Origin of the sequence: Streptomyces sp. CB01881, from assembly GCF_002953255.1 — a bacterium.
Taxonomy (GTDB): domain Bacteria; phylum Actinomycetota; class Actinomycetes; order Streptomycetales; family Streptomycetaceae; genus Kitasatospora.
In genome coordinates, this window is sequence record NZ_CP026498.1 from 8,826,741 (window position 1) to 8,850,648 (window position 23,908).

A 23,908-nucleotide genomic window follows, 5' to 3' on the forward strand; every position below is an offset into this window, starting at 1 on the left:
GGAGGTCCCGTAGTAGTCGCAGGAGTAACGACCTGCCAAGGCGGGCGGTAACACCGCCCACAGGGCGAAGGGGACCAGGAGACCCGGATATGAAGATCACTGGGAGGTATGCGTAATGCAGAGCGCCGAAACAGTGCTGAATGTCCTGCGCGAACGCGGCAGGCACGGTCTGCCGTGCAACGAACTGTACCGACAGCTGTTCAACCCGGATCTGTACCTGCATGCCTACGGGCGGATCTACGCCAACAAAGGTGCGTTGACCCCCGGGGCCTGCGAGGAAACCGCAGACGGCATGTCCGAGGTAAAGATCGCAAACCTGGTGGAAGCCCTCCGCCACGAGCGATACCGCTTCCGCCCGGTCCGCCGCATCCACATCCCCAAGAACAACGGGAAGATGCGACCGCTCGGATTGCCGTCATGGTCGGACAAACTCGTGGGAGAAGCAGTGCGCCTCCTTCTGGAGGCATACTACGAACCCCGATTCTCCAACCTCTCCCACGGTTTCCGTCCCGAACGGGGATGCCACACGGCCCTGAGCCAGGTGGTCATCAACTGGACAGGGACGACCTGGTTCATCGAAGGGGACATCTCGGATTGCTTCGGCTCGCTGGACCACGACGTCCTGCTGTCGATCCTGGCCGAGAGAATCCATGACGCCAGGTTCCTCCGCCTCATCCGACAGATGCTCCAGGCGGGGTACATGGAAGACTGGGAGTGGAACCCGACCCTGTCGGGGACCCCGCAGGGCGGGGTCGTCTCTCCACTCCTGTCCAACATCTATCTGGACAAGCTGGACCGCTTTGTCGAGACAGTTCTCATACCGGAATACACCCGAGGAAAGACCCGGGCCAAGAACCCGGAGTACCGGACCCTGGAGAACGAGATCAACCGCCTCCGAAAACGGCAGAAATACTGGGGGGAGAAAATCGAAACCCCGGCCGTCCGCGAGCTGCGCCAGCGGCTGCGACGTCTGCCGGTCGGAGACCCTCGCGATCCCGGATTCCGGCGTCTGCGGTACGTCCGCTACGCGGACGACCACCTCCTCGGGTTCATCGGACCGAAGGCCGAAGCCGAGACGATCAAGCACCGTCTGAGCCAGTTCCTGCATGAAGAACTCAAGCTGGAACTCAACCAGGACAAGACCCTGATCACCCACGCCCGCACACAAGCGGCACGGTTCCTCGGCTACGAGATCACCGTCCAGCACGCAGACACGAAGATCACCCGCGACCGGCGCTCCCGCACGGGGGCCCGCAACACCAACGGGAAGATCGCCCTGCGTGTCCCCAGGAAGGTGATCGAGGCCAAAGCAGCCCCGTTTCTCAAACGCGGACACCCCGCACCCCTACGCCACCTGGCGGGACTCACACCTTACGAGCTCGTCAGACGGTACGGCGCACAGTACCGGGGCATCGTTCAGTACTACCTGCTGGCCGGCGACGTCTGGCGACTCGACCGGCTCAAAGGGGTGATGGTCACCTCGCTACTCAAGACCCTTGCCTGCAGGCACCGTTCATCGGTGACCAAGATGGCCGCGAAATACAAGGCCACGGTGAACACACCACTCGGTCTCCGCCGGTGCTTCGAAGCAAGGATCGACCGGGTAGGCAGGAAGCCGCTGATCGCACGGTTCGGAGGAATTCCCCTCGTCCAAAAGAAACACACGGCCATCAACGATGCGCCGCGTACCCCGTTCGAACCGCACCGCCACCAGCGGGGCATCCGACTCATCCGTCGGCTGCGCCAAAAGTGGTGCGAGGTCTGCGAGCGCCCACGGCCGGTGGAAGTCCATCAAGTCCGTGGCCTCGCCGACCTCAGGAAGCTCGAACTACCGCCCGAGTGGGCGGCCATCATGATCAGGAAGCACAGCAGGACACTCGTCGTCTGCGCACCCTGTCATCAGGCCGTCCACAAGGGCACTTGACGAGGTTCGCGCACCAAGTCTCTGGAGAGCCCGCTGCATTGAAAGGTGCACGGCGGGTTCGGGCCGGGGGCCACTGGAAAAGGACCCGCACGCGCGGAAACCTCGCCAGTGGCCTACCGGTACTCGTGCACGGCACGCCCCTCGGTCGCAGGGTGCTCCTCGTCCTCGACCTCGATCCCTCCCGCCTTCGGATCGAGGTCCACGACGCGCGGGCGGACCGCGGGCCTGTTCTCCGTCCGGCCGACGCGGACGACGAGTCCGGGCGGGGGCTCATCCTCGTCAAATCCCTGGCCAGCCGCTGGGGTTGCTGCCCCAGGGTGGGCGTCGGCAAGATCGTCTGGGCCGAGGTCGCTCCCGCTGTCACCCCCCTCGCGGAGCGTGTCGCATGAGGGAGGCCCGTCTCGTGACGGCCGAGATCACCGGGATCATGACGCCGACGACCTACCCGCTCCTCCCCGAGGCCCTGGACTCGCTCTGGTCCGCCCTCCGGTTCCACCCGCTCCGCAGACCGCAGTGGGTGTGGTTCGAGCGCTACCTCGCCGGCCCCTGTGCCGAGCGCGTCGTCGCCGAACGCCTCAACTACGCCGGTCCGTTGTCCCTCCCGGTCGTCCTCCCCGGGGGTGTCCAGCACCTTCGCATCCAGTGGACCGCCGCGGAGGCCGGCCGATGATCCACCGCATCTGCCCCTGGTGGCTCCTGCACTGCTCCCGCGCCCCCGTCGCGCGCCTCCTGCGTGCCGAACGGCGGCGCCTCGAAGCCGAGTTGGCCCTCATCCTCCCGGCCGCCTCCGCCCGCATCCGGGAGCGTGTCCTGGCATCGCTCGCCTCGCAGCCTCCGCACTGACGGCAACGAGTTCCCCGGGGCAGGAAGTCGGCCCGGCCGACTTCCTGCCCCGGGCCTTGCCCTCGCGGACAGCGAGCATCAGTCCCGCGTGAAGAGCAGCCCCAGTACCGCGCGGGCCAGCTCCTCCACGTCGCCGTCCTCGCTCTCGGGCAGGGCGCCGCTCAGCCAGAGGCCGGCGAAGCCGTGGGCCAGCGACCACGCCGCGATCGTCGTCGCCCGGTCCGGCTGCTCGCCCGGCGCCAACTTCTGTGCACTGGAGGCCAGAACCGCGCCCGCGCGCTCCCGGGCCGTCGCCATGCCGGGGTCGTCGGCCCGGTACAGCTCCGGCCGGAACATCACCTCGAAGTACGGCCGGTGGTCGACGGCGAAGCGCACGTACGCGACGCCCGCCCCGTACGGATCGCCGGCCGCGCGCTCCAGGCTGTCGGCGAACAGCTCGAAGCCCTCGGTGGCGACTGCCGTCAGCACTCCCGTCTTGTCCCCGAAGTGGTGCGCGGGCGCTGCGTGCGACACCCCCGCGCGCCGGGCCAGCTCGCGCAGGCTCCATCCGGACGGGCCGGACTCGGTGATCGCGGCCAGGGCCGCGTCCAGCACGGCGCGGCGCAGGTTTCCGTGGTGATAGCTCGGCTGGTCGCTCTGTCCCACCGTTGATCTCCAGTCGTTCGAGGTGTCGCTCCAGTGTATCTAGGCATTGACAAGATTGCCCGCCTGCCCCAATCTTTCCAGTGACAAGATTCCAGGATCGGAGGACGGGATGATCCCGCTCATTGCCCTCGTCGGCGGCTTCGCCGTTCTGCGCCTGCTCGGCCTGCTGGCCCTCGATGGCTTTAATGCCTGGCAGCCCGCCCTGCGCGGCGGCCTCGCGCTGATGTTCGTCACGACCGGCGTTCCGCACTTCATCGCCTCCTGGCGGCGCGACTTCGTCGCGATGATCCCGCCGGCGCTGCCCCGGCCCGACCTGCTGGTCACCCTCACCGGTGTCCTGGAGCTGGCCGGCGCCGTCGGCCTGATCGTCCCCCCGCTCGCGCCGCTCGCCGCCGCCGGCCTGGCGCTGCTGATGCTCGCGATGTTCCCGGCCAACGTGTACGCGGCCCGCGGCGGGCTCACCCTCGCCGGAAAGCCGATGACCCCGCTGCCCGCCCGCAGCGCCCTTCAGGTGGTCTTCGTCGCGGCCGCCGTCGCCGCGACGCTCTGAATACGCGCGCGGAGTGGGAAGTCGGCCTTCCGGCTTCCCACTCCGCATGCGCGCGGGCTCCGGTCCTCCTACAGGAGCGCCAGCAGCTGCTTCGTGTGACCGGGAAGCTCCACGTCGGCCAGGCCGGTGATGAGGTCGCGCAGCGGCATGGGCCGGTCGACCAGGAGTGCGCCGTTGGACAGGAGCAGGGTGGGCACCCGGGTGTCGAGTTCGGCCTCGCTCAGCATGGGCCCGCCGAGTGCGCAGAGGGCCTGTCCCTGGAGGCGGACGCGGTTGCGCAGCCCCGCGTTGTCGCTCGCGAGCGCGATGACCCGGTCGATGGTCCAGGTGTCGAGCGCCACGCGGTTGTCGTACGTGGCGATGGCCCCCGAGGCGACGGAGGAGACGGCGGTGATGGTGGCCGCACTGACGAGGGAGACGTGCGCCAGGATCTGGTCGGCGTTCCACTCGCCGGGCGGCGGGGTGGGGCCCGGTCCGTCGGACTCGGCCACCGTGGCGGCGGTGTCCAGGAGGGCGCGGTAGGCGTCCCGGAGCGGGGTGGTGTCCAGCATGTTCTCTTCCTTCTGCGGTCGTGCGCGGAGTGAACTGCGGAGCGATGGCGGGGGAGCGATGACGGGAGGGGTGGTGGCGACCGCCGCCCCGGGCGTCAGGCGTGCGTGCCGGACATCTCCCAGGGTGCCTGCGGGAGGACGTCGCCGGTCTCCAGCAGCGACTTGAGGTTGGCCAGCACGGCCGGCCATCCGCGCGAAATGCCGTTGAGCATCTCCACGTTGGGGAGGTTCTCGTGGGTCACGGTGAGGCGGACGATGTCCTCGTGCGGTTCGACGAGGAAGGTGACGACCGACGGCTCCCTCGGCGCTTCGGCGTCCGGGGAGTCCTCGAAGGTGATGCTCAGCAGCGTCGGGGGCTCGGCCTTGAGGATCTTGCCGACGACGTCGACACGGCCTGATCCGTCGACGCGCCGGTGCTCCCAGACCGAGCCCGGCTGCCAGTCGGACACGTTGGCGTGGGCCCAGTAGCGTGCGGTGAGGTCCGCGTCCGTCAGGGCCTGCCACACCTGCTCCGCGTTCGCGCGGATGTAGGTGACGTAGACGTAGGTCGGCACCGGTGTGGGTGCGTTGGTCATGGCGTACTCCTCGGCAAGATTCCTGATGGCACTGAGCGCTTGCAGGCGGGGCCTGTCGAACCTCGATATCCAGCGCTCCTCGATCTCGTGGATCGGCGCCGGGTTGAGGTAGTGGAGTCGTTCCCGTCCCCGCCGTACGACGGTCACGAGGTTGGCCTGCGCGAGGATGTCGAGATGCTGTGTCGCCGACTGGCGGGCCATGGTCAGGCGTTCGCACAGCTCGCCCAGGGTCTGGCCGTTGTGCTCGCGCAGGCGGTCGAGCAGGAGCCGCCGGGTGGGGTCGGCCAGCGCTTTGAACGCGGCGTCCGTCGCTGTCGTTTCGTGACTCACGTTCGGCATTATGCAGGCAATCGCCTGCATAATGTCAACGACTTTCCTGTCCCTGCCGGGACCACCTGCCCTGATCAGGGCTTCGCCGTCTTCCTCTAGAGTTCCTCCGTCCCCTGCGCGCGCCCGTGGCCCTCGGCCCGGCGGCGCGCGCAGACCCTGCCCGCGGGCCCGACCGAGGAGTAACCGTGACCGACCCGACGCCCATGTCCGTGCAGCAGGGGATCGCCGACGACCTCCAGGTGAGCGCGTCCTTCGACGTGCAGCAGGAGATCGAGCGCCGGGTGGCGTTCCTCGCCGACCGGCTGACCTCCACGGGCCTGCGCTCGTTGGTGCTGGGCATCAGCGGCGGTGTGGACTCCACGACCGCCGGCCGGCTGTGCCAGCTCGCGGTGGAGCGGGTCCGTGCCACCGGGCGGGAGTCGACGTTCTTCGCGATGCGGCTGCCGTACGGCACCCAGGCCGACGAGAAGGACGCGCAGCTGGCGTTGGAGTTCATCCGGCCCGACCGGATCCTGACCGTCGATGTGAAGTCCGCCAGCGACGCCGCCCTGGAGACGGTGCTGGCCGGCGGCACGGTCTTCCGTGACGCGCACCACCAGGACTTCGTGCACGGCAACATCAAGGCCCGGCAGCGCATGGTCGCCCAGTACGCAGTGGCGGGCGCGCACGAAGGCCTGGTGGTGGGCACCGACCACGCTGCCGAGGCGGTCTCCGGGTTCTTCACCAAGTTCGGCGACGGCGCGGCCGACGTGGTTCCGCTCACCGGCCTCACCAAGCGGCGGGTGCGGGCCGTGTCGCAGGCCCTGGGTGCGCCGTCCGAGCTGATCTGGAAGGCTCCGACCGCCGACCTGGAGATGCTGAACCCGGGCAGGCTCGACGAGGAGGCGCTCGGCGTCACCTACGACGAGATCGACGACTTCCTGGAGGGCGCGCCGGTCGACGAGGCCGTGTTCGAGACCGTCGTCCGCCGCTACCGCCTCACCGAGCACAAGCGACAGCTGCCGATCGCTCCCTGAGTCGGCCGCCTCGCCCCCGTCCTGTGCCACCGTCGTTGCCCGGCAGGGGCGTTGGCCGGCACCGGCGTTGCCCGGTACGGGCGTTGGCCGGGACCGGCCTGCGGACTGATGGCTACAGTGGCCGGATGAGCGACGACCGGGTGATCCTCCGTCCTATGTCCGAAGCCGATCTCCCGGTCCTGGAGCGGCTGCTGAGCGACCCCGAGGCGGTCGGTGCGCTCCAGTGGTACGGCTGGTCCGACCCCGGCCGTCTGCGGCGCAAGTGGGCGGAGGACGGACTGCTGGGGGCGGACCAGTCGCAGCTCGCGGTGGTGTCCGGCGGCGAGTTCTGCGGCTTCGTGGCCTGGCGGCGGGCGGCGGTGGTGCCGTCCGCGCCGTACTGGAACGTCGGCATCCAGCTGATCCCGCAGGCCCGCGGCCGCGGCATCGGCACGCAGGCCCAACGCCTGCTGGTGGACTACCTGTTCGCGCACTCGCCGGTGGTCCGCCTGGAGGCCGACACCGAGACCGTCAACCTCGCCGAGCAGCGCGCCCTGGAGAAGTGCGGCTTCACCCGCGAGGGCGTGCAGCGCAGCCTGGTCTTCCGCGACGGCGCGTGGCGCGACATCGTCCGCTACAGCCTGCTGCGCGGGGACGCCCGCCCCTGACGCGCCGGCGCCTCCCCGCCCGTCAGCGGCCGCAGACGTCCTCCGCGGCCGGCACGGGCTCGGGGCCGGTGTCGGGGTCGCGGGTGAGCAGGTAGCGGGCACCGGGGCCGGCCTCGGCGGCACGGTCGCCGGCGTTGTAGAGGCCGCAGCGGGTGAGGGAGAGGCAGCCGCAGCCGATGCAGCCGCCGAGCTTGGACTTCAGGCGTTCGAGTTCGGCGATCTGCTCGTCGATGCGGCTCTGCCAGGACGCGGCGACGCCGTCCCACTCGGTGCCGCTGGGGGCGGGGCGCTCGGGGAGGCGGTCGAGGGCGACCCGGGCCTCGTCCAGGGAGAGGCCGACCCGCTGGGCGGCCCGCACGAAGGCGATCCGGCGCAGGGTCCCGCGGGCGTAGCGGCGCTGGCCTCCGGCGGTGCGGGTGGCGTGGATCAGGCCGAGCTTCTCGTAGTAGCGCAGGGCCGAGGTGGCGAGGCCGCTGCGGTCGGCGAGTTGGCCGATGGTGAGCAGGTCGTGCCGGCTCGGTCCGACGGAGGTCTCGGGTGCGGTCATGGGGATCACCCTAGCGGCTTGACTTCAAGTCGACTTCAAGTTGCAGCATCGTGGACATGACGACGAACACCCGTACCGAAGTCACCTTCGCGGACCTCCCGGTCCTGATGAGCCGGATGACCGGCGACGAGAAGCACGGCCCCGCGGCCACCTCCACGCTGGACGCCCTCTGGGTGCTCTACGACCGGGTCCTGCGGGTCACCCCGGCCACCGCCGAGGCTCAGGACCGCGACCGCTTCCTGCTCTCCAAGGGCCACGGCCCGATGGCCTACTACGCGGTGCTCGCGGCCAAGGGCTTCCTCGACCCGGCGCTGCTCCCGAGCTTCGGCGTGTACGACTCGCCGCTCGGCCACCACCCGGACCGCACGCTGGTGCCGGGCGTGGAGATCGGTTCCGGTTCGCTGGGGCACGGGCTGCCGCTGGCGGTCGGCACCGCGCTCGGGCTGCGCGCCCAGGGGCTCGCCGACCCGGCGGTCTGGGTACTGGTCGGGGACGCCGAGTTCGACGAGGGCTCCAACCACGAGGCGGTCGCCTTCGCCGGCGCGACCGGACTGGACCGGCTGCACGTCGTCGTCATCGACAACTCCTCGGCCACGCACGGCCGGCAGGGCGGCATCGCGGCGCGCTTCGCCGCCGAGGGCTGGTCGGCCGAGACGGTGGACGGGCGCGACCACGAGGCGCTGTACGCGGCGTTCACCGCCGAACACCCGGGCCGCCCGCGCGCGGTGATCGCCCGCGTCGAGCCCAAGGAGTTCTGACACGCCGGGCCCGGGGCCTCTGGCGAGCCGGACCCGAAAGACCCGGGCCCGAATGACCAAGGCCGGCCCGGCCCGGAAGCCCTGACGCGTCGGGCGGGAACACCCGACGGGCCGACCCCATGACCTCCTGACACCCTCCGAAGGCAAGGAAACCAGACCGATGGACACCATGCGCGAGCGCTTCCTCGACGTGACCACCCGCCTGCTCGACGACGACCCGCGGCTGGCCGTCGTGCTGGCCGACATCAGCGCGTCCGCCTTCGCCCCCGCCGCCGAGCGTCACCCCGACCGGGTGGTCAACGTCGGGATCCGCGAGCAGCTGCTGATCGGCGCCGCCGGCGGCCTGGCGCTCGCCGGGATGCGGCCGATCGCCCACACCTTCGCCAGCTTCCTGGTCGAACGCCCCTTTGAGCAGGTCAAGTTGGACCTCGGCCACCAGGGCGTCGGCGCCGTCCTGGTGAGCGCCGGAGGCTCGTACGACTGGCCGGCCGGGGGCCGCACCCACATGTCGCCGGGTGACGTCGCGCTGCTGGACACGCTGCCCGGTTGGACGGTCCACGTGCCCGGCCACCCGGACGAGGCCGAGCAGCTGCTGCGCCACGCCGTGGCGGACGGCGACCGCAACGTGTACGTGCGGCTCTCCCTGCACCGGAACGCCGCCGCGGTGCCGGTCGAGGCCGGGCGGTTCACCACCGTGCGCACGGGCGCCAAGGGTGTGGTGCTGGCGGTCGGCCCGATGCTGGACGCCGTGCTGGCGGCGACCGAGAACCTGGACGTCACCGTGGTGTACGCGGCCACCGTGCGGCCGTTCGACGCGGCCGGGCTGCGTGCGGCCGTCGGCGGACGGGCGGACGTGGTGCTGGTCGAGCCGTACCTGGCCGGGACCTCCGCCAACGAGGCGCACGCCGCGCTGAACGACCGGCCGCACCGGGTGCTCGGCCTCGGTGTGCCGCGCGAGGAGCACCGGCACTACGGCTCGATCCCCGAGCACCTGGCCGCCTACGGTCTGGACGCGGCCTCGCTGCGGGAGCGGATCGGCACGTTCCTCTGGTGAGCCGGCCCGACGGGTCCGGCCGCCTCGCGCCCGCGCGGCCCGCCCGTCCGGCCCCCGCCCGCCCGGCCTCTCAGGTCAGCACGACCGCCGCCGACTCCGCGCCGACCCGCACGCCCGCACCGTCGATCGCGGCCTCCCCGAAGGCCGCCACCACCTCCCGCCCCGCGGCCCCCAACGGCAGCACGGCGGAGGAGTCGGACAGGTTGACCGCCACCCGGTACGGCCCCCGGTGCACCACCAGCCACCGCGCCGCCTCGTCGAACCCCACCCGCACGGCCGAGAGGTCAGGGTCGGCCAGCTCCGGCCGATCGCGCCGCAGCCGGATCAACTCGCGGTGCCAGGAGAGCAGTTCGGAATGCGGGGCGCGCCTCGGCTCCGTCCAGTCGAGGACGGAGCGCAGGACGGTGGCCGGCTCCTGCGGGTCCGGCACCGCCTCCGCCTGCCAGCCGTGCTCGGCGAACTCCCGCCGCCGGCCCTGCCGGACGGCCTCGGCAAGGCCCGGGTCGGTGTGGTCGGTGAAGTACTGCCAGGGGGTGCTCGCCCCCCACTCCTCGCCCATGAACAGCATCGGGGTGAACGGCGAGGTGAGCACCAGTGCGGCCCCGCAGGCGAGTTGGCCGGGGGAGAGGCTGGTGGAGAGCCGGTCGCCGAGCGCCCGGTTGCCGATCTGGTCGTGGGTCTGGAGATAGCCGAGCAGCCGGTGGCCGTGGGCGGCGGGGAACGGGCGGCCGTGGCTGCGGCCGCGGAACGAGGACCAGCCGCCGTCGTGGAAGAAGCCGCGGGTGAGCGTGCGGGCGACGGCCGCCAGCGGGGCGGCCGCGAAGTCGCCGTAGTAGCCCTGGGATTCGCCGGTGAGAGCGGTGTGCAGCGCATGGTGGAAGTCGTCGCTCCACTGGGCGGTGAGGCCCTGGCCGCCGGCCTCGCGCGGGGCGGTGGTGCGCGGCGAGTTGAGGTCGGACTCGGCGACCAGGAACAGCGGCCGGTTGGTGGCGATCGCCAACTTCTCGACCTCGGTGGCAAGTTCCTCCAGGAAGTGGACGGCGCGGTCGTCGGCGAGGGCGTGTACCGCGTCCAGCCGCAGTCCGTCGATCCGGTAGTCGCGCAGCCAGGCCAGTGCGCTGCCGGTCAGGTAGGCGCGCACCTCGTCCGAGCCCGGCGCGTCCAGGTTGACCGCCGAGCCCCACGGGGTGTGGTGCCGGTCGGTGAAGTACGGGCCGTACGCGGGCAGGTAGTTGCCGGAGGGGCCGAGGTGGTTGTGCACCACGTCGAGGACGACGCCGAGGCCCGTGCGGTGCGCGGCGTCGACGAAGCGCTTGAGCCCCTCCGGCCCGCCGTACGGCTCGTGGACGGCCCAGAGCGAGACGCCGTCGTAGCCCCAGCCGTGCCGGCCGGGGAACGGGCAGACCGGCAGCAGTTCGACGAAGTCCACGCCCAGCCCGGCCAGGTGCTCCAGGTGCCGGGCGGCCGCGTCGAAGGTGCCGGCGGCGGTGAAGGTGCCGACGTGCAGCTCGTACAGGACGGCGCCGGGCAGCGGACGGCCGCGCCAGCCGGTCTGCGACCAGCGGAACGCGGCGTGGTCGACGGGCCGGCTGGGCCCGTCCGGGCCGTGCGGCTGCCGGGGCGAGCGCGGGTCGGGCAGCGGTGGGCCGCCGTCCAGCCGGAACGCGTAGTCCCCGGCGGGCGCCTCGCCGCGCCACCACCCGGCCCGTGCGCCGTCCCGGGCCAGCGGGTGGCGGGCGCCGCCGACCTCCACCTCGACCCGCCCGGCCGCGGCCGGCGCCCACACCTCGTACGTCCGCAGCTCCGGCAGAGTCACGCCTCGCCCTTTCCGGTCTCGCTGGTGTTCCCGGCCTGGCCGGCCTGAACGGCCTGGCCGGTCGCCCCGGTCCTCCCGGAGGTCGCGGCCCCGCCGGTCCCCCTGGTCAGCAGGGCCACCGGGGAGGCGGCCAGCAGCTCGGCCACCGGCACCGGGCCGGCCGCGAAGCGGCGGCCGGTCAGCTCGTCCGTCCACCCGCCGCCGGCCGGCAGCTCCAGCACGGTGTCGCGCCAGCCGCCGGCCCGCTCCAGGCCGTACGGCAGCCGGGTCACCGCCGTGACCGCGTCGTCCCCGCGGGCGAAGGCGAGCAGGTGGTCCGACGAGAGGCCGACGGCGGTCAGCGGCCGGTAGGCGCCCGGCGGGCGGGCCCGGCGCAGGTGCAGGGCGGTCACGGTGAGGTGCAGCTTCTCCCGGGCCAGGTCCCCCGGGCGGGGCGTCGCCGAGTCGGTGAGGCGCACGGCGAGCGCGCCGAGGTCCACCACCCCGCGGTTGTCCGGGTCGACCAGGGTGTACAGCGGCTCCTCGCTGCCCTGGTAGAGGTCGGGCACGCCGGGCACGGTGAGGTGGAGCAGGGCGGCGGCGAGGGTGTTGGACCGGGCGTACGGCGCGAGCATCCGGACGTACCCCTCGATCCGGGGGAACAGCCCGGGGTTGCCGTACACCGCGCGGGCGCGGTCCGCGAGGGCCTGTTCGTAGCCGGTGTCCGGGGACGTCCACGAGGTGCGCAGCTTGGCCTCGCGGGCGGCCTTGAGCAGCGCGGTGACCAGCCGCTCCGGGGTGATCGGCCAGGCCGCGACCAGGGTCTGCCAGAGCAGCCAGTCGCCGTCCCGGTCGCCGCCCGGGCCGGCCGCGGTGGACCAGGCGGCGGCCTCGGCGGCCCACGCGTCCGGCTGTTCGGCGAGGACGGCGAGGCGGGCGCGGGCGTCGGCGCTGCGCTTGGTGTCGTGGGTGGAGAGCACCGTCATGGTGGCCGGCCAGTGCCGTTCGACGTAGTGGCACCAGGCGTGGAAGTCCTCCGGGTGCAGGCCGGGCCTGGCCGGCTCGCCGCCGACCTCGTTGAGGCTCAGCAGCGCGTTCCAGCGGTAGAAGGCGGTGTCCTCGACGCCCTTGGCCGCGACGGCGGCGGCGGTCTGGGCGAAGCGCACGCAGAACTCGTCCTTCTCGGGGCCGGTGCCGAGCCGCCCGAGGGCCAGCTCCGCGACCAGCCGGTCGGACGGGTCCGCGGAGCCGTCGAGCGCGGCCGCCAGCTGCTCCGCCGAGACCGCGGGCGCCGGCTCGCCGGGCCGGGCGTAGGGCCGGTACGCGGGGAAGCCGGTGAGCACCCGTTGCAGGGCGTCGCGCAGCTGCCAGGGCGCGTGGTCCGCGTGCGCGGGCTCGGCGGCGCCGATCCGGACGGCGAGCCGGACCAGCCGCTCGACCTCGGCGGCCAGCTCGCCCCGCGGCCCGGTCATGTCCGCCCGCCCGCGCCGGGCGGCCGCGACGGCCGGGTGCGGGTCGGCGCACGGCTCGGCGGTGAGCGCGGCGCCGCTGACGTGGTGCTCGTAGCGCCCGGCCAGCCGGCCGGCGCCCGCGTGGTCGGTGAGCACGCCGTCGATCCGGCGCAGCGCGTCGTACCCGGTGGTGCCCGCGCACGGCCAGTCGGCGGGCAGGCGCTCGTCGCCGGTGAGGATCTTCTCCACCACCGTGTACGCGCCGCCGGTGGCCTCGGCGAGCCGCCGCAGGTAGCCGCGGGGGTCGGCGAGACCGTCGGGGTGGTCGATCCGGAACCCGTCCAGGACGCCGTCCCGGTGCAGCCGCAGCAGGACGCCGTGGGTGGCCTCGAACACCTCGGGGATCTCGACCCGGACGGCGATCAGCTCGTTGACGGTGAAGAACCGCCGGTAGTTCAGCTCGGTGCGGGCCAGCCGCCACCAGGCGAGCCGGTACCACTGCCGGGCGAGCAGCTCGGGGAGGGGCAGGCCCGCGGTGCCGGGCCGCAGTGGGAGGGCGTGGTCGTGGTAGCGGAGTACGTCCCCGTCCACGGCCAGCTCGCCGAGCACCGCGCCGAGCCGGTCGCCGAGCAGCGGCAGCAGCACCCGCCCGCGGTCCGGGGCGTCGGCCGGCCCCGGCTGGGCGGCCCAGTCGATGTCGAACCAGCGCGCGTACGGCGAGTCGGGCCCGTCCCGCAGCATGTGCCAGAGCGGCTGGTTGAGCTGCTCGGGGACGGGGACGGCCATGTGGTTGGGCACCACGTCGGCGATCAGCCGCAGGCCGTGCCGGTGGGCCTCGGTGGCCAGCGCCCGCAGCGCGGCCTCACCGCCGAGCTGCTCGCCGATCCGGCCGTGGTCGACGGTGTCGTACCCGTGGGTGGAGCCCGGCGTGGCCTCCAGCAGCGGGGAGAGGTGCAGGTGCGAGACGCCGAGGGCGGCGAGGTAGGGCACGGCGGCGGCGGCGTCGCGGAGGGTGAAGCCGGGCTGGAGTTGGAGCCGGTAGCTGGCCGACGGGGGTGTGGGCGGTGTCGGCGTGGGGGGTGCCGGCGGTGTGGGCGGGGGAGCGGCGGCCGGTGTGGGCGGGGGAGTAGCGGCCGGGCGGGGCTGCGCGGGCTCGGCGGCGGAGGTCATGAGTCCATGAGTACCCGCGCGAGCCCGCCGCCAAGACCCGTTGCTGATCCGAACAGGTGACCTGCACCCTCCTCCGCGTGCCCCGCCCCGTGCCCTACGCCGGCCGCTGGAGCACCATCAGCGAGCGGTCGGTGAGCCAGAGGGCGTCGCCGGCCTTGACCCGGGACCCGGTGCCGGGGGCGGGCAGCCGGGGCTGCGCGGTGTCGACCACGACCTGCCACTCTTGTCCGTGGCCGGCCGGGACGCTGAACTCCAGCGGCTCGAAGTGGGCGTTGAACATCAGCAGGAACGAGTCGTCGACGATCCGCCCGCCGCGCCGGTCCGGCTCCGAGATGGCGTACCCGTTGAGGAAGACGGTGAGCGACTTGGCGTAGCTGGCGCCCCAGTTGCGCTTGGTCATCTCCTCCCCGCCGGGGGTGAACCAGGCGATGTCGGTGAGGTCCTCGTAGCCGCCGCCGGCCGGGCGGCCGGGGCCGGGACGGCTGGAGACCGGGCGGCCGTGGAAGAAGCGGCGGCGCCGGAAGACCGGGTGGTCGCGGCGGAGCCAGATCATGCCCTGGGTGAACTCCAGCAGCCGGGCCTCGGGCCCGTCCTCCCCGGGCCAGTGCACCCAGGTCAGTTCGTTGTCCTGGCAGTAGGCGTTGTTGTTGCCGTGCTGGGTGCGGCCGAGCTCGTCGCCGTGGGAGAGCATCGGCACGCCCTGGGAGAGCATCAGGGTGGCGATCAGGTTCCGCTGCTGGCGGGCGCGCAGCTCCTCGACGGCGGGGTCGGTGCCGGGGCCCTCGGTGCCGCAGTTCCAGGAGCGGTTGAACGATTCGCCGTCCCGGTTGTCCTCGCCGTTGGCCTCGTTGTGCTTCTCGTTGTACGAGACCAGGTCGCGCAGCGTGAAGCCGTCGTGGCAGGTGACGAAGTTGATCGAGGCGATGGGCCGGCGGCCGTCGTCCTGGTAGAGGTCGGAGGAGCCGGTGAGCCGGGAGCCGAACTCGGCGAGGGTGGCGTTCTCGCCCCGCCACAGGTCGCGCACGGTGTCCCGGTACATGCCGTTCCACTCCGTCCACAGCGGCGGGAAGTTGCCGACCTGGTAGCCGCCCTCGCCGAGGTCCCAGGGCTCGGCGATCAGCTTGGCCTGGGAGACGACCGGGTCCTGCTGGACCAGGTCGAAGAAGGAGGAGAGCCGGTCGACCTCGTGGAACTGCCGGGCCAGGGTGGCGGCGAGGTCGAAGCGGAAGCCGTCCACGTGCATCTCGGTGACCCAGTAGCGCAGCGAGTCCATGATGAGCTGGAGGACGTGCGGGCTGCGCATCAGCAGGCTGTTGCCGGTGCCGGTGGTGTCCTCGTAGAAGCGCTGGTCCTGGGCGAGCCGGTAGTAGGAGACGTTGTCCAGGCCGCGCAGCGAGAGGGTGGGGCCGAGGTGGTTGCCCTCGGCGGTGTGGTTGTAGACGACGTCCAGGATGACCTCGATGCCGGCCGCGTGCAGCGCCTTGACCATCGACTTGAACTCCTGCACCTGCTGGCCCCTGTCCCCGGTGGAGGAGTAGGAGGAGTGCGGGGCGAAGAAGCCGATGGTGTTGTAGCCCCAGTAGTTGGCCAGGCCGAGGTCGCGCAGCCGGTGGTCGCGGACGAACTGGTGCACCGGCATCAGCTCGATCGCGGTGACGCCCAGCTTGGCCAGGTGCTCGATCACCGCGGGGTGGGCGAGGCCCGCGTAGGTGCCGCGGATCTCCTCGGGGATGCCGGGGTGGAGTCTGGTGAGGCCCTTCACGTGGGCCTCGTAGACGACGGTGCGGTGGTAGTCGGTGCGCGGCGGCCGGTCGGTGCCCCAGTCGAAGTAGGGGTTGATCACGACCGAGTGCATGGTGTGCGGGGCGGAGTCCAGGTCGTTGCGGCGCTCGGGGGCGCCGAAGTGGTAGCCGTAGACCGACTCGTCCCAGTCGATGTTCCCGCTCATCGCCTTGGCGTACGGGTCCAGGAGCAGCTTGGCGCTGTTGTGCCGCTGGCCGAGGCCCGGGTTGTACGGGCCGTGGACGCGGAACCCGTACCGTTGGCCGGGCTGGATGCCGGGCAGGTAGGCGTGCCGGACGAAGGCGTCCGTCTCGCGCAGTTCGACTGCCGTCTCCGAACCGTCCTCGTCGAGCAGGCAGAGCTCGATCCGGTCGGCGCCCTCCGAGAACACCGCGAAGTTGGTGCCGGCCCCGTCGTAGGTGGCACCGAGGGGGTAGGGCTTCCCTGGCCAGACCTGCATGAGTCCTCAACTTCCTTGCATTCAAGAGAAACTGACGGATAGTCCGACAATCAGTCCGGACCCCGACGCTCTTTTCCCGGCGGGGCGGCCGGGCATGTGCGGCGGTCGCGCACCGTGACGTACGGCACAGTCCGCATACTCCCCGACGCTTTCCCCGACGGCGGGGCCATTCGGCGCGTGTTCGCCCGAACGGGTGTCCGGCGGGTGTCCGGCGGGTGTCCGGCGGGTCTGGGGCCGGTCCCCGGCGCCTTCCCGGCGGCGGCCCGGCGGCTGTGCGGCCGGCCTCTCCGCCCGGCGCGCACGCCGGCGTGAACGCCAGCGCGCACGCTGCCCGGCGCGCGGACGCCCGGGGCGGATGGTGCGGCCGGGGCTCCGGGCCCGCCGTCGGCCAACCGGCTGCGGGCCGCTCGCGCGGGCAGTACCCTTGATCGTCCGGCCGCCCGCATGCTGGTGGCGATCCATCAGGGGAACGGCGGACCGCAGACCCGCGGACCCGCAGGCGAACGGACCCGCAGACGCAGCAGACGTAGCAGTTCCATCAGGAACCAGGTGAGGTGGCGCATGGTGTTCCCCGCCGGCGGCCGTGGCGGTGGGCCCGGCGGCCCCGACCGGGGCGGCGCCCGCAGCGAGGCCCCGACCGTCGTCATGCGCCCCACCCTGACCGGCCGGGCCCTGGTGCCCGCCCAGAGCGGCCCCGTCGAGATACCCGCCCTCGCCTGGTCCGGCGCCGAGTGGGAGGACGCCTACCAGCGGGTCCGGCTGGCCGGGCGGGCGTACGTCTGGCTCAACCTGGTCGAACAGCGGCTGCGCGCCCTCGTCGACGAGGTGCTCTACCCCATCTACGCCCCCGCCCACGGCGAGGACTGGGTGACCGCCGCGGCCGGCCCGGCCGGCGAGGAGTGGGCCCACCGGGCCGGCGCCGTCCGCGAGGTCAGCCGGCGCAAGGGCTACCTGCTCGACCCCGCCGACGACGACCCGCTGGTCTTCCTCACCCTGCCCCAGCTGCGCGAACTGATGGTCCAGCACTGGCCCTGCTTCGAGCCGTACCTCGCCGACCGCCGGGACATCGAGCTCGCCCTGGACGAGCTGGAGGTCGCGCGGCACGTCGTCTCCCGCAACCGCGTCCTCACCGAGACCGTCCTCGCCCAGACCGAACGCGCCTCCGCCCGCCTGCTCGCCCTGCTGGACGGCGGCTCCGGCGGCGTGCCCGCCGACGTGGTCGAGTCCCTCGTGGCCGGCCGGTACGCGGACGTGGTCGCGGTGCACGCCGACCGGGTCCGGCTTCAGCGCGACCTCCCCGTCGAGGACCTGCTCGACGGCGCCCGCAGGCTCGACGCGCTCGGCATCGGCCTCGGCATGCTCTGCCAGAACTACACCGGCAAGCGCCTCGTCCGGCTCGCCACCGACGGCTGCCGGGTCCGGCTGCTCTTCCTCAACCCGGCCAGCAGCGCCGTCCGCCGCCGCGAGCGCGAACTCGGCCTCGGGCGCGGCGAGCTGGCCCGCTCGATCGAGATGAACATCATGCACGTGCGCCGCGTCCGGGCCCGGCTGCGCGACCAGGGCGGCTTCGAGATCCGGGTCTTCGACGAGACCCCGCGCTTCACCGCCTACCTGGTCGAGGGCCCGCGCCCGGCCGGCCAGACCGGCGGCCCCCGCCGGCAGACCCGCGACCTCGGCGTCGTCCAGCCCTACCTGCGCCGGGCCCGCGGCATGGAGTCGCCCGCCCTGGTGCTGCGCGGCGGCGCCGGCCAGCAGCCGGGTGGCACCGACGCCGGGCTGCTGGAGGTCTACCGCGAGGAGTTCGAAGGGATCTGGGGGGACTCCCGGCCGGTCTCCTGAGACGCACTGGCGGTCCCGCCGGTCGGATCGTCAGACTGCCCGGGTGAACAGCACCCCCGCCTGGACCCTGCGGCCCGCCGAGACCACCGACGTCGAACCCGTCGCCGAGCTGCGCGCCGAGGTCATGCGGCCCGACCTCGAACGGCTCGGCCGCTACGACGCGCAACGGGTGCGCCAGCGGCGGGTGCGGGCAGGGCGCGGGCACCAGGCCTAGGCCGGACGGATGGCAACCGGCGGGTATTCAGCCGATGGGGGGTCAGCCGGGGCGTCCGGGCGGGCGCGGGGTGCGAGGGGATTGCTAGCGTCGATTTCATGATCGGCAGGCAGGCGGATGATCCCGCCCGAGCGCCTGCCGTCCCTCCCCGCTGCCGAGAGGCCTCCCCCCGGCACGCCCGCGCCCGCCCCGACCCGGAAGGCCGACCGATGACCAGCCCGGACCACCCCGGCGCCTCGCGCCGCAGCTTCGTGCGCACCGCCCTCGGCGCCGGCACCGCCGGGGCGCTCGCCCTCGGCACCGCCGGTCCCGCCACCGCGAACCCCGCCGCGCCCGCCGCACCACGCCCGGCCGCCGGGATCCCGTTCCACGGCGCCCACCAGGCCGGCATCACCAACCCGCCGCCCGGCTACGGCAGCTTCGTCGCCCTCGACCTCCAGGCCCCCGACCGCACGGCACTGGAGACCCTGCTGCGCACCCTCACCGACCGGATCCGCTTCCTCGCCGCCGGCGGCACCCCGCCCGACCTCGGCCCCGCCGCCGCACCCGCCGACAGCGGCACCCTCGGCCCCGGCGCCCTGCCCGCCGACGACCTCACCGTCACCGTCGCCGTCGGCGCCTCGCTCTTCGACGCCCGCTACGGCCTCGCCGCCGCCAGGCCCAGGCACCTCGTCCCGATGCGCGACTTCCCGGGCGACGGCCTGCGCCCCGCCGAGTGCCACGGCGACCTCTCGCTCCAGATCTGCGCCGAGAGCCGCGACACCGTCCAGCACACCCTGCGCGACCTGCTGCGCACCACCAAGGGCGCGCTCCGCCCCCGCTGGCAGCTGGACGGCTTCCAGAACCGCGCCCGCCCCACCGGCGCCCCCCGCAACCTGCTCGGTTTCAAGGACGGCATCGCCAACCCCGACACCGCGTCCGCCCGGCAGATGGACGAGCTGGTGTGGGTCGGCGGGAACAGCGGCGAGCCGGGCTGGGCGGCCGGCGGCAGCTACCAGGTGGTGCGGGCGATCCGCACCCTGGTCGCGCCCTGGGACGAGGTGGCCCTGAAGGACCAGGAACGGATCATCGGCCGCCGCAAGGCCGACGGCACCCCGCTCGGCCGCGGCAAGGAGAACGACGCCCCCGACTACGGAAACGACCCCGAGGGCGCCGTCATCGCCCTCGACTCCCACATCCGCCTCGCCAACCCGCGCACCGACGCCACCCGCGACAGCCGCATCCTGCGCCGCGCCTTCACCTACGACCGGGGGCTCGACGAGCACGGCGAACCCGAGCTGGGCCTGGCCTTCTGCTGCTACCAGCAGGACGTGGCCCGGCAGTTCGAGGCCGTCCAGAACCGGCTCTCCGGCGAGCCGCTGGCCCGCTTCCTGCGGCCCACCGGTGGCGGGTACTTCTACGTCCTGCCCGGGGTCCTGGACGAGGCCGACTGGCTCGGCCGGAGCCTGCTCGACGGGGTCTGAGCAGGCCCGGGCGCCCGGGTGCGCCCGCCCCAGCGACCGCGTTGTCGGTGGGGCGGGCGATGATAGGGGCTGTTTCGACCAGCAGGACGGAAGGACACACCCCTATGAGCTGGTGGCAGCAGCCACTGGTCGGCTTCGACCTGGAGACCACGGGCACCGACCCGGCCGTGGACCGCATCGTCACGGCTGCCCTCGTGGACACCGTCGGAGCCCGCCGGCTGAGCGCCACCGGCTGGCTGCTCGACCCGGGCGTCCCGATCCCCGCCGAGGCCACGGCGATCCACGGCATAGGCGACGACGTCGCCCGCGGCAAGGGCCGCCCGGCCAAGGAGGCGGTGGACGAGATAGCCGCCGCCCTCTGCGAGCGGCTCGCCGCCGGGCGCCCCGTCGTCGCCTTCAACGCCCCCTTCGACCTCTCCCTGCTCGACGCCGAACTGCACCGGCACGGCCTGGCCCCGCTCGCCGAGCGGCTCGACGGGCCGGTCGCCCCGGTGCTCGACGCCCTGGTCATCGACCGGGCCGTCGACAAGTACCGCAAGGGCTCGCGCACCCTCCAGCGGGTCTGCGAGGTCTACGGCGTCGAGCTGACCGACGCCCACGAGGCCGGCAGCGACGCCCTCGCCGCCGTCCGCGTCGCCGTCGCCCTCGCCGAGCGCTACCCCGCCGAGGTCGGCGCCGTCCCGCTCGCCGACCTGCACGCCCGCCAGATCGGCTGGTACCGCGGCTGGGCCGAGGGCCTCCAGGCCTGGCTCCGCCGTGGCAAGGACCCGCAGGCGGTCATCGACCCGCGCTGGCCGCTGCGCTAGCCGGCCCGGGGCGGGTGCGCCCGGCCGGTGCCGTACGGGGCTGCCCGGGTGCCCGCCGATCGCCGCCGGGCCGGGCGGGCCGCCGGGCTTGCACCTCACGCGACGTCAGGACGCACCATCGGGGCATGAGCATCGACCGCACATGGAAGGTCGGGGCGCTCGCCGAGGCGAGCGGACTGACCGTACGCACCTTGCACCACTGGGACCAGATCGGGCTGCTCGGCCCGTCCCGGCGGACCGCCGCCGGGCACCGTGAGTACACCGAGCCGGATGTCGTCCGCCTCTACCAGATCCTCGCGCTGCGGCGCCTCGGGCTGGGGCTGGAGACCATCGCCACCTGCCTGGACGTCGGGGTCGACCCCGTCCGGCTGGTGGGCGAGCACCTGGCCGGAGTCGAGGCGGCGATCGCCTCGCTGGAGGCCCTGCGGAGCCGCCTGGCCCACGTCCACGACGAGCTGGCCACCGAACGGGCCCCGGAGACGGCCACGTTGATCGGCGTGCTCCAGGCGATGGGCGGGGCCGGCCCGGAGGGCGGGCAGGCGCTGCGGCGTCACCTCGACGAGGACCAGCTGCGGGCTCTGCAGGACCGGGCGGCCGCGCTCGGCCCGGCCGTCCACTACCTGGTGGAGGTCGAGTGGCCGGAGCTCTACCGCAGGGCCGAGGCGCTGCGCGTGGCCGGGGTGGAGCCGACTGCGCCGGAGGTGCGGAGGCTGGCGGCGCGGATGGACGAGCTGGGCCGGCTGTTCAACGGCGGCGACTCCGGTCTCTCGGGGGCGGTGCGGGCCGCCTGGCACCACGAGCCGGCCGCGATGTCCGGCGACCCGACGGCCCCGGCCGATGCCTGGCACGACCTGACCGCCTACCTCGACCGCGCCCGCGCGTGACCGCCCGTTCCCGATCAACCGAGTCCCGATCAACCGAGTCCCGATCAGCCGAATCCCGAGGAGCCCCCGTGAACCGCCGTCTGCGCATCGGCATCGCCCTGCTCGCCGTCCTGCCCGCCCTGCTCCCGGCCCTGCTCTTCGGGCGGGTCGTGCCGTCGTCCGCCCTCCTGGCCCTCCTGCCGGCGTTCGGCGTGCAGGCGTTCCTCACCTTCCGCCGACTCGGCCGGCTCCGGGGGGCCTGAGCCGGGGGCCGCCGGAAGCCCGGCGTCGGCGGCCCCCGGCGTCGAGGAGGGCGGGGAGCCGGACGGGACCGGGGCGAGGGCGGGGGAGACCGGCGTCCGGGCGGCGTTCGACGGCGCTGCGCGGACGGTCGGGCCGGCCCCGGCGGTCGACTCCGGCCGACCGCACGGGATGTGGCGGACGAACCGGTCAGCCGGCCGGGAAGTCGAAGTGGTAGCCCTGGGCCACCAGCCAGGGCAGCAGCTGCTTCAGCGCGGCGACGGTCTGGCTGCGGTCCCCGCCGCCGTCGTGCATCAGGACGACACCGCCGGGCCGGAGCTGGCCCTGCACGGTGGAGACGATCGACGCGACGCCGGGGCGGGCCCAGTCCCGCGGGTCGACCGACCAGCCGAGCGGGCGCAGGCCGAGGTCGGCGGCGATCCGCTGGTTGTCGGCGGTGAACCCGCCGCCGGGGGCGCGGAACCAGGAGACCCTGGTGCCCGGGCCGCCGGCCTGGACGATCATGTCCTTGGCCCTGGAGATCTCGGACACGGCCCGGTCGTGCGGGAGCGCGGCGAACGGCTGGGGGTGGTCGACGCTGTGGTCGCAGAGCCGGTGGCCGGCCGCGACGATCCGCCGGACCATCGCCGGGTTGGCGGCGGCCTGCCGGCCGACCTGGCAGAACGTCGCCTTGACGCCGTACTGGGCGAGCAGGTCGAGGACCTGGCCGGTGGCGGGGCCGGGACCGTCGTCGAAGGTGAGCGCGACCGTGCGGCCGCCGGAGGCGGTGGAGCGGACGACCGAGGTGGGCACCCCGTCCGAGGACGGCGGTGGCGGCGGGACCGGGGTCGTGGTGGGCGGGCGGGTGGCCGGCGGGGTGTCCGGAGTGTGCGGCGGCGGTTGGGTCGGAGCGTGCGTCGGCGGCCTGGAGGTGCTCGGCGGCGGGGGGTTGGGCGCGGTCGGCTTCGGGGTGCCGGGCTTCGGCGTGGCAGGCGTGGCGGGCGCGGCCGGCGTCGAGGCGGCCGGCCCGGGCGAGGAGGGGGTACCGGCGGAGGACGCCGCAGCAGTGGGCGGGGCCGACGGCGCCGGGGTGCCCGGCCCGGACGCGGTGACGCCGGGCTGCGGCTGGAGCGCTCCGTTGGCGGTGCCGCAGGCGGCCAGGCCCAGGGCGGCGGCCACCGCGACGCAGCCCGCGAGCAGGGGTCGGCGGCGGCGCCGGGCGGGCGGCGAGAGGCGCTGCGGGGTGGCGTGCTCGGGCATGGCTGCGGCTCCTCGGGTGCGGAGGTGATCGCGATCCCTGGGTCGGACTGCCGTCGGGCCGGGTACCGGCCGACTTCAGGCTGACTGTCAGATGGGACGCCGATCCGACCACGTCCGGTTGCGCCGCACAAGCACGCCCCGTGAGCGCACCCGCGAGTGCGTCAGTGAGCGCACCCCGAGCGCGCCCACGAGAACCCGGCCGGGCGTCAGAACGGGTACCAGCGCACGTCCGTCGCCCCCGCGCGCAGCGACTCCACCCGCCGGCGGAACTCGGCCAGCGCGGCCGGGTTGCCCGGCGCCTGCTGCGCCACCCAGGAGGCGCTGGCCGTCTCCCGTGCCCCGCGCAGCACCGCGAAGCCGGACCACTCCCGCACGTCCCAGCCGTACGCGCCGGTGAACGCCCCGTACTCCTGCGCCGGTACGCCGTACCGGTCGTGGCTGAGCGCCAGCACCACGAGGTCGTGCTCGCGCAGGTCGTGCGAGACGTTCTCCAGGTCGAGCAGGACCGGCCCGTCCGGGCCGACGTGCACGTTGCGCGGCAGCGCGTCGCCGTGGATCACCCCGGCCGGCAGGTGCGGGGCGAGGTCGGGCAGGGCGGCGGCGAAGGCGTCCCGGCGATGGCGCAGGAAGGCGACGTCGGCCGGGTCGACGTGCCCCTCGGCGGAGGCGAGCCAGCGTTCCACCGGGGCGAGCAGGTCACGCCGGTCGAGCGGGAAGGGCGGCAGCGGCAGCCGGTGCAGGGCACGCAGCAGCGGCGCGAGGTCGGCGGGCCGGGCGGGCCGGACGGCGGGCGCGAGGCGGTGCCAGAAGGTGACGGGGTGTCCGTGGGCGAGCTGCGGCCCGGCCGGCGCGCCGTCGTAGGGGCGGACCACCGGGACGCCCTGGCCGGCCAGCCAGTGGGCGACGGCGAGTTCGTGCCCGGCCCGCTCGAACAGTTCGGGGCCGCGGCCGACCTTGGCGACCACGGCCGGGTCGCCGAGGTCGAAGACGGCGTTCTCGCCGAGGGCGAGCAGCCGGGCGTCGCCGGGGCCGGGCAGGCCGGCGGACTCACAGGCGTGGGCGAGCAGCAGGCGGGCGCGGCCCTCGTCGAAGGGGAGCATGGGGGAGTCCGTTCGGTGGTGGCGG

At 73.7% G+C, this 23,908-nt stretch carries 22 protein-coding genes and 1 pseudogene; 14 read left to right on the forward strand and 9 right to left on the reverse strand.

The genetic code is table 11. The features are described from left to right. Nucleotides 1-115 precede the first annotated feature (115 nt). The 3 genes from C2142_RS28595 (at nucleotide 116) to C2142_RS28605 (ending at nucleotide 2,767) form a co-directional block, all read left to right on the forward strand. On the forward strand, nucleotides 116-1,924 hold the full coding sequence (locus C2142_RS28595; RefSeq protein WP_174315561.1) for a reverse transcriptase/maturase family protein: 1,809 nt from the start codon (nucleotides 116-118) through the stop codon (nucleotides 1,922-1,924). A 385-nt stretch (nucleotides 1,925-2,309) separates the two neighbouring features. Then, on the forward strand, nucleotides 2,310-2,594 hold the full coding sequence (locus tag C2142_RS28600; protein ID WP_148645609.1) for a hypothetical protein: 285 nt from the start codon (nucleotides 2,310-2,312) through the stop codon (nucleotides 2,592-2,594). Continuing rightward, on the forward strand, nucleotides 2,591-2,767 hold the full coding sequence (locus C2142_RS28605) for a hypothetical protein (protein WP_153882827.1): 177 nt from the start codon (nucleotides 2,591-2,593) through the stop codon (nucleotides 2,765-2,767). The genes C2142_RS28600 and C2142_RS28605 overlap by 4 nt, the downstream gene beginning before the upstream one ends. A gap of 78 nt (nucleotides 2,768-2,845) precedes the next feature. Here C2142_RS28605 and C2142_RS28610 read toward each other — a convergent pair whose 3' ends face one another. Then, nucleotides 2,846-3,412, reverse strand: coding sequence for a TetR/AcrR family transcriptional regulator (locus C2142_RS28610; RefSeq protein WP_148645610.1), 567 nt, complete (start codon nucleotides 3,410-3,412; stop codon nucleotides 2,846-2,848). A gap of 109 nt (nucleotides 3,413-3,521) precedes the next feature. On the opposite strand from C2142_RS28610, the gene C2142_RS28615 reads away from it, so the two are divergent. Next, complete coding sequence (locus C2142_RS28615; protein WP_148645611.1) at nucleotides 3,522-3,962, forward strand: DoxX family protein; 441 nt, start codon at nucleotides 3,522-3,524, stop codon at nucleotides 3,960-3,962. Between the two features lie 68 nt (nucleotides 3,963-4,030). Here C2142_RS28615 and C2142_RS28620 read toward each other — a convergent pair whose 3' ends face one another. Both C2142_RS28620 and C2142_RS28625 read right to left on the reverse strand, forming a co-directional pair. After that, nucleotides 4,031-4,513 carry a hypothetical protein gene (locus C2142_RS28620; protein WP_148645612.1) on the reverse strand — a complete coding sequence of 161 codons (483 nt, stop codon included), beginning with the start codon at nucleotides 4,511-4,513 and terminating at the stop codon, nucleotides 4,031-4,033. A gap of 95 nt (nucleotides 4,514-4,608) precedes the next feature. Beyond that, nucleotides 4,609-5,418: a metalloregulator ArsR/SmtB family transcription factor gene (locus tag C2142_RS28625; protein ID WP_241002828.1), complete on the reverse strand. Its 810-nt coding sequence runs from the start codon at nucleotides 5,416-5,418 to the stop codon at nucleotides 4,609-4,611. 185 nt (nucleotides 5,419-5,603) lie between these two features. Here C2142_RS28625 and nadE point away from each other — a divergent pair, with 185 nt between their 5' ends. Then, a complete protein-coding gene (gene nadE / locus C2142_RS28630) occupies nucleotides 5,604-6,434 on the forward strand; it encodes an ammonia-dependent NAD(+) synthetase (protein ID WP_148645614.1) in 831 nt (276 codons plus the stop codon). A 125-nt stretch (nucleotides 6,435-6,559) separates the two neighbouring features. Next, nucleotides 6,560-7,081 (forward strand): GNAT family protein, encoded by a 522-nt coding sequence (locus C2142_RS28635; protein WP_148645615.1) that lies wholly within the window; start codon nucleotides 6,560-6,562, stop codon nucleotides 7,079-7,081. Between the two features lie 22 nt (nucleotides 7,082-7,103). Here C2142_RS28635 and soxR read toward each other — a convergent pair whose 3' ends face one another. After that, nucleotides 7,104-7,628, reverse strand: coding sequence for a redox-sensitive transcriptional activator SoxR (gene soxR, locus C2142_RS28640; RefSeq protein WP_148645616.1), 525 nt, complete (start codon nucleotides 7,626-7,628; stop codon nucleotides 7,104-7,106). Nucleotides 7,629-7,684: 56 nt separating this feature from the next. Between soxR and C2142_RS28645 the strand changes: the two genes are divergently transcribed. Both C2142_RS28645 and C2142_RS28650 read left to right on the forward strand, forming a co-directional pair. Further along, a complete protein-coding gene (locus tag C2142_RS28645) occupies nucleotides 7,685-8,386 on the forward strand; it encodes a thiamine pyrophosphate-dependent enzyme (RefSeq protein WP_148645617.1) in 702 nt (233 codons plus the stop codon). A 160-nt stretch (nucleotides 8,387-8,546) separates the two neighbouring features. Then, nucleotides 8,547-9,440 carry a transketolase C-terminal domain-containing protein gene (locus C2142_RS28650; RefSeq protein WP_148645618.1) on the forward strand — a complete coding sequence of 298 codons (894 nt, stop codon included), beginning with the start codon at nucleotides 8,547-8,549 and terminating at the stop codon, nucleotides 9,438-9,440. Nucleotides 9,441-9,510: 70 nt separating this feature from the next. Here the strand turns inward: C2142_RS28650 and treZ are convergent, their stop codons facing one another. From treZ to glgX, 3 genes are all read right to left on the reverse strand, one after another. Continuing rightward, entirely contained in the window at nucleotides 9,511-11,256 is a 1,746-nt protein-coding gene (gene treZ, locus C2142_RS28655; protein ID WP_241002829.1) for a malto-oligosyltrehalose trehalohydrolase, read from the reverse strand. Next, the gene (gene treY, locus C2142_RS28660) at nucleotides 11,253-13,856 is read right to left on the reverse strand and encodes a malto-oligosyltrehalose synthase (protein ID WP_148645619.1); all 2,604 of its coding nucleotides are present in this window, start codon (nucleotides 13,854-13,856) and stop codon (nucleotides 11,253-11,255) included. Before treY ends, treZ begins: the two co-directional genes overlap by 4 nt. 94 nt (nucleotides 13,857-13,950) lie before the next feature. Further along, complete coding sequence (gene glgX / locus C2142_RS28665) at nucleotides 13,951-16,098, reverse strand: glycogen debranching protein GlgX (protein WP_148645620.1); 2,148 nt, start codon at nucleotides 16,096-16,098, stop codon at nucleotides 13,951-13,953. A 645-nt stretch (nucleotides 16,099-16,743) separates the two neighbouring features. Here glgX and C2142_RS28670 point away from each other — a divergent pair. The 6 genes and pseudogenes from C2142_RS28670 to C2142_RS28695 all read left to right on the forward strand — a co-directional run bounded on the left by C2142_RS28670 (nucleotide 16,744) and on the right by C2142_RS28695 (nucleotide 21,546). Further along, nucleotides 16,744-17,937 carry an SAV2148 family HEPN domain-containing protein gene (locus C2142_RS28670; RefSeq protein ID WP_162002579.1) on the forward strand — a complete coding sequence of 398 codons (1,194 nt, stop codon included), beginning with the start codon at nucleotides 16,744-16,746 and terminating at the stop codon, nucleotides 17,935-17,937. Between the two features lie 67 nt (nucleotides 17,938-18,004). Next, a pseudogene (locus C2142_RS28675) lies at nucleotides 18,005-18,118 on the forward strand (GNAT family N-acetyltransferase); the annotation flags it as partial. 242 nt (nucleotides 18,119-18,360) lie between these two features. Next, complete coding sequence (gene efeB, locus C2142_RS28680) at nucleotides 18,361-19,614, forward strand: iron uptake transporter deferrochelatase/peroxidase subunit (protein WP_148645622.1); 1,254 nt, start codon at nucleotides 18,361-18,363, stop codon at nucleotides 19,612-19,614. Between the two features lie 104 nt (nucleotides 19,615-19,718). Further along, nucleotides 19,719-20,420: an exonuclease domain-containing protein gene (locus tag C2142_RS28685; protein ID WP_148645623.1), complete on the forward strand. Its 702-nt coding sequence runs from the start codon at nucleotides 19,719-19,721 to the stop codon at nucleotides 20,418-20,420. Nucleotides 20,421-20,545: 125 nt separating this feature from the next. Next, complete coding sequence (locus C2142_RS28690; protein ID WP_148645624.1) at nucleotides 20,546-21,304, forward strand: MerR family transcriptional regulator; 759 nt, start codon at nucleotides 20,546-20,548, stop codon at nucleotides 21,302-21,304. Nucleotides 21,305-21,372: 68 nt separating this feature from the next. Further along, the gene (locus tag C2142_RS28695) at nucleotides 21,373-21,546 is read left to right on the forward strand and encodes a hypothetical protein (protein ID WP_153882828.1); all 174 of its coding nucleotides are present in this window, start codon (nucleotides 21,373-21,375) and stop codon (nucleotides 21,544-21,546) included. 187 nt (nucleotides 21,547-21,733) lie between these two features. Here C2142_RS28695 and C2142_RS40490 read toward each other — a convergent pair whose 3' ends face one another. Both C2142_RS40490 and C2142_RS28705 read right to left on the reverse strand, forming a co-directional pair. Further along, on the reverse strand, nucleotides 21,734-22,783 hold the full coding sequence (locus tag C2142_RS40490; protein ID WP_241002830.1) for a polysaccharide deacetylase family protein: 1,050 nt from the start codon (nucleotides 22,781-22,783) through the stop codon (nucleotides 21,734-21,736). Nucleotides 22,784-22,989: 206 nt separating this feature from the next. Then, nucleotides 22,990-23,883, reverse strand: coding sequence for an aminoglycoside phosphotransferase family protein (locus C2142_RS28705; protein ID WP_148645625.1), 894 nt, complete (start codon nucleotides 23,881-23,883; stop codon nucleotides 22,990-22,992). Between the last annotated feature and the right edge of the window lie 25 nt (nucleotides 23,884-23,908).

Bases quoted from the DNA above. Each gene is read 5' to 3' on its own strand.
- C2142_RS28685 (WP_148645623.1), top strand. From the start codon at position 19,719: ATGAGCTGGTGGCAGCAGCCACTGGTCGGCTTCGACCTGGAGACCACG.
- C2142_RS28705 (WP_148645625.1), bottom strand. From the start codon at position 23,883: ATGCTCCCCTTCGACGAGGGCCGCGCCCGCCTGCTGCTCGCCCACGCC.
- C2142_RS28670 (WP_162002579.1), top strand. From the start codon at position 16,744: ATGCGCCCCACCCTGACCGGCCGGGCCCTGGTGCCCGCCCAGAGCGGC.
- C2142_RS28690 (WP_148645624.1), top strand. From the start codon at position 20,546: ATGAGCATCGACCGCACATGGAAGGTCGGGGCGCTCGCCGAGGCGAGC.
- C2142_RS28600 (WP_148645609.1), top strand. From the start codon at position 2,310: ATGAGGGAGGCCCGTCTCGTGACGGCCGAGATCACCGGGATCATGACG.
- treY (WP_148645619.1), bottom strand. From the start codon at position 13,856: ATGACCTCCGCCGCCGAGCCCGCGCAGCCCCGCCCGGCCGCTACTCCC.
- C2142_RS28645 (WP_148645617.1), top strand. From the start codon at position 7,685: ATGACGACGAACACCCGTACCGAAGTCACCTTCGCGGACCTCCCGGTC.
- C2142_RS28620 (WP_148645612.1), bottom strand. From the start codon at position 4,513: ATGCTGGACACCACCCCGCTCCGGGACGCCTACCGCGCCCTCCTGGAC.
- C2142_RS28595 (WP_174315561.1), top strand. From the start codon at position 116: ATGCAGAGCGCCGAAACAGTGCTGAATGTCCTGCGCGAACGCGGCAGG.
- C2142_RS28605 (WP_153882827.1), top strand. From the start codon at position 2,591: ATGATCCACCGCATCTGCCCCTGGTGGCTCCTGCACTGCTCCCGCGCC.
- C2142_RS28650 (WP_148645618.1), top strand. From the start codon at position 8,547: ATGGACACCATGCGCGAGCGCTTCCTCGACGTGACCACCCGCCTGCTC.
- C2142_RS28635 (WP_148645615.1), top strand. From the start codon at position 6,560: ATGAGCGACGACCGGGTGATCCTCCGTCCTATGTCCGAAGCCGATCTC.
- efeB (WP_148645622.1), top strand. From the start codon at position 18,361: ATGACCAGCCCGGACCACCCCGGCGCCTCGCGCCGCAGCTTCGTGCGC.
- glgX (WP_148645620.1), bottom strand. From the start codon at position 16,098: ATGCAGGTCTGGCCAGGGAAGCCCTACCCCCTCGGTGCCACCTACGAC.
- soxR (WP_148645616.1), bottom strand. From the start codon at position 7,628: ATGACCGCACCCGAGACCTCCGTCGGACCGAGCCGGCACGACCTGCTC.
- C2142_RS28615 (WP_148645611.1), top strand. From the start codon at position 3,522: ATGATCCCGCTCATTGCCCTCGTCGGCGGCTTCGCCGTTCTGCGCCTG.
- C2142_RS40490 (WP_241002830.1), bottom strand. From the start codon at position 22,783: ATGCCCGAGCACGCCACCCCGCAGCGCCTCTCGCCGCCCGCCCGGCGC.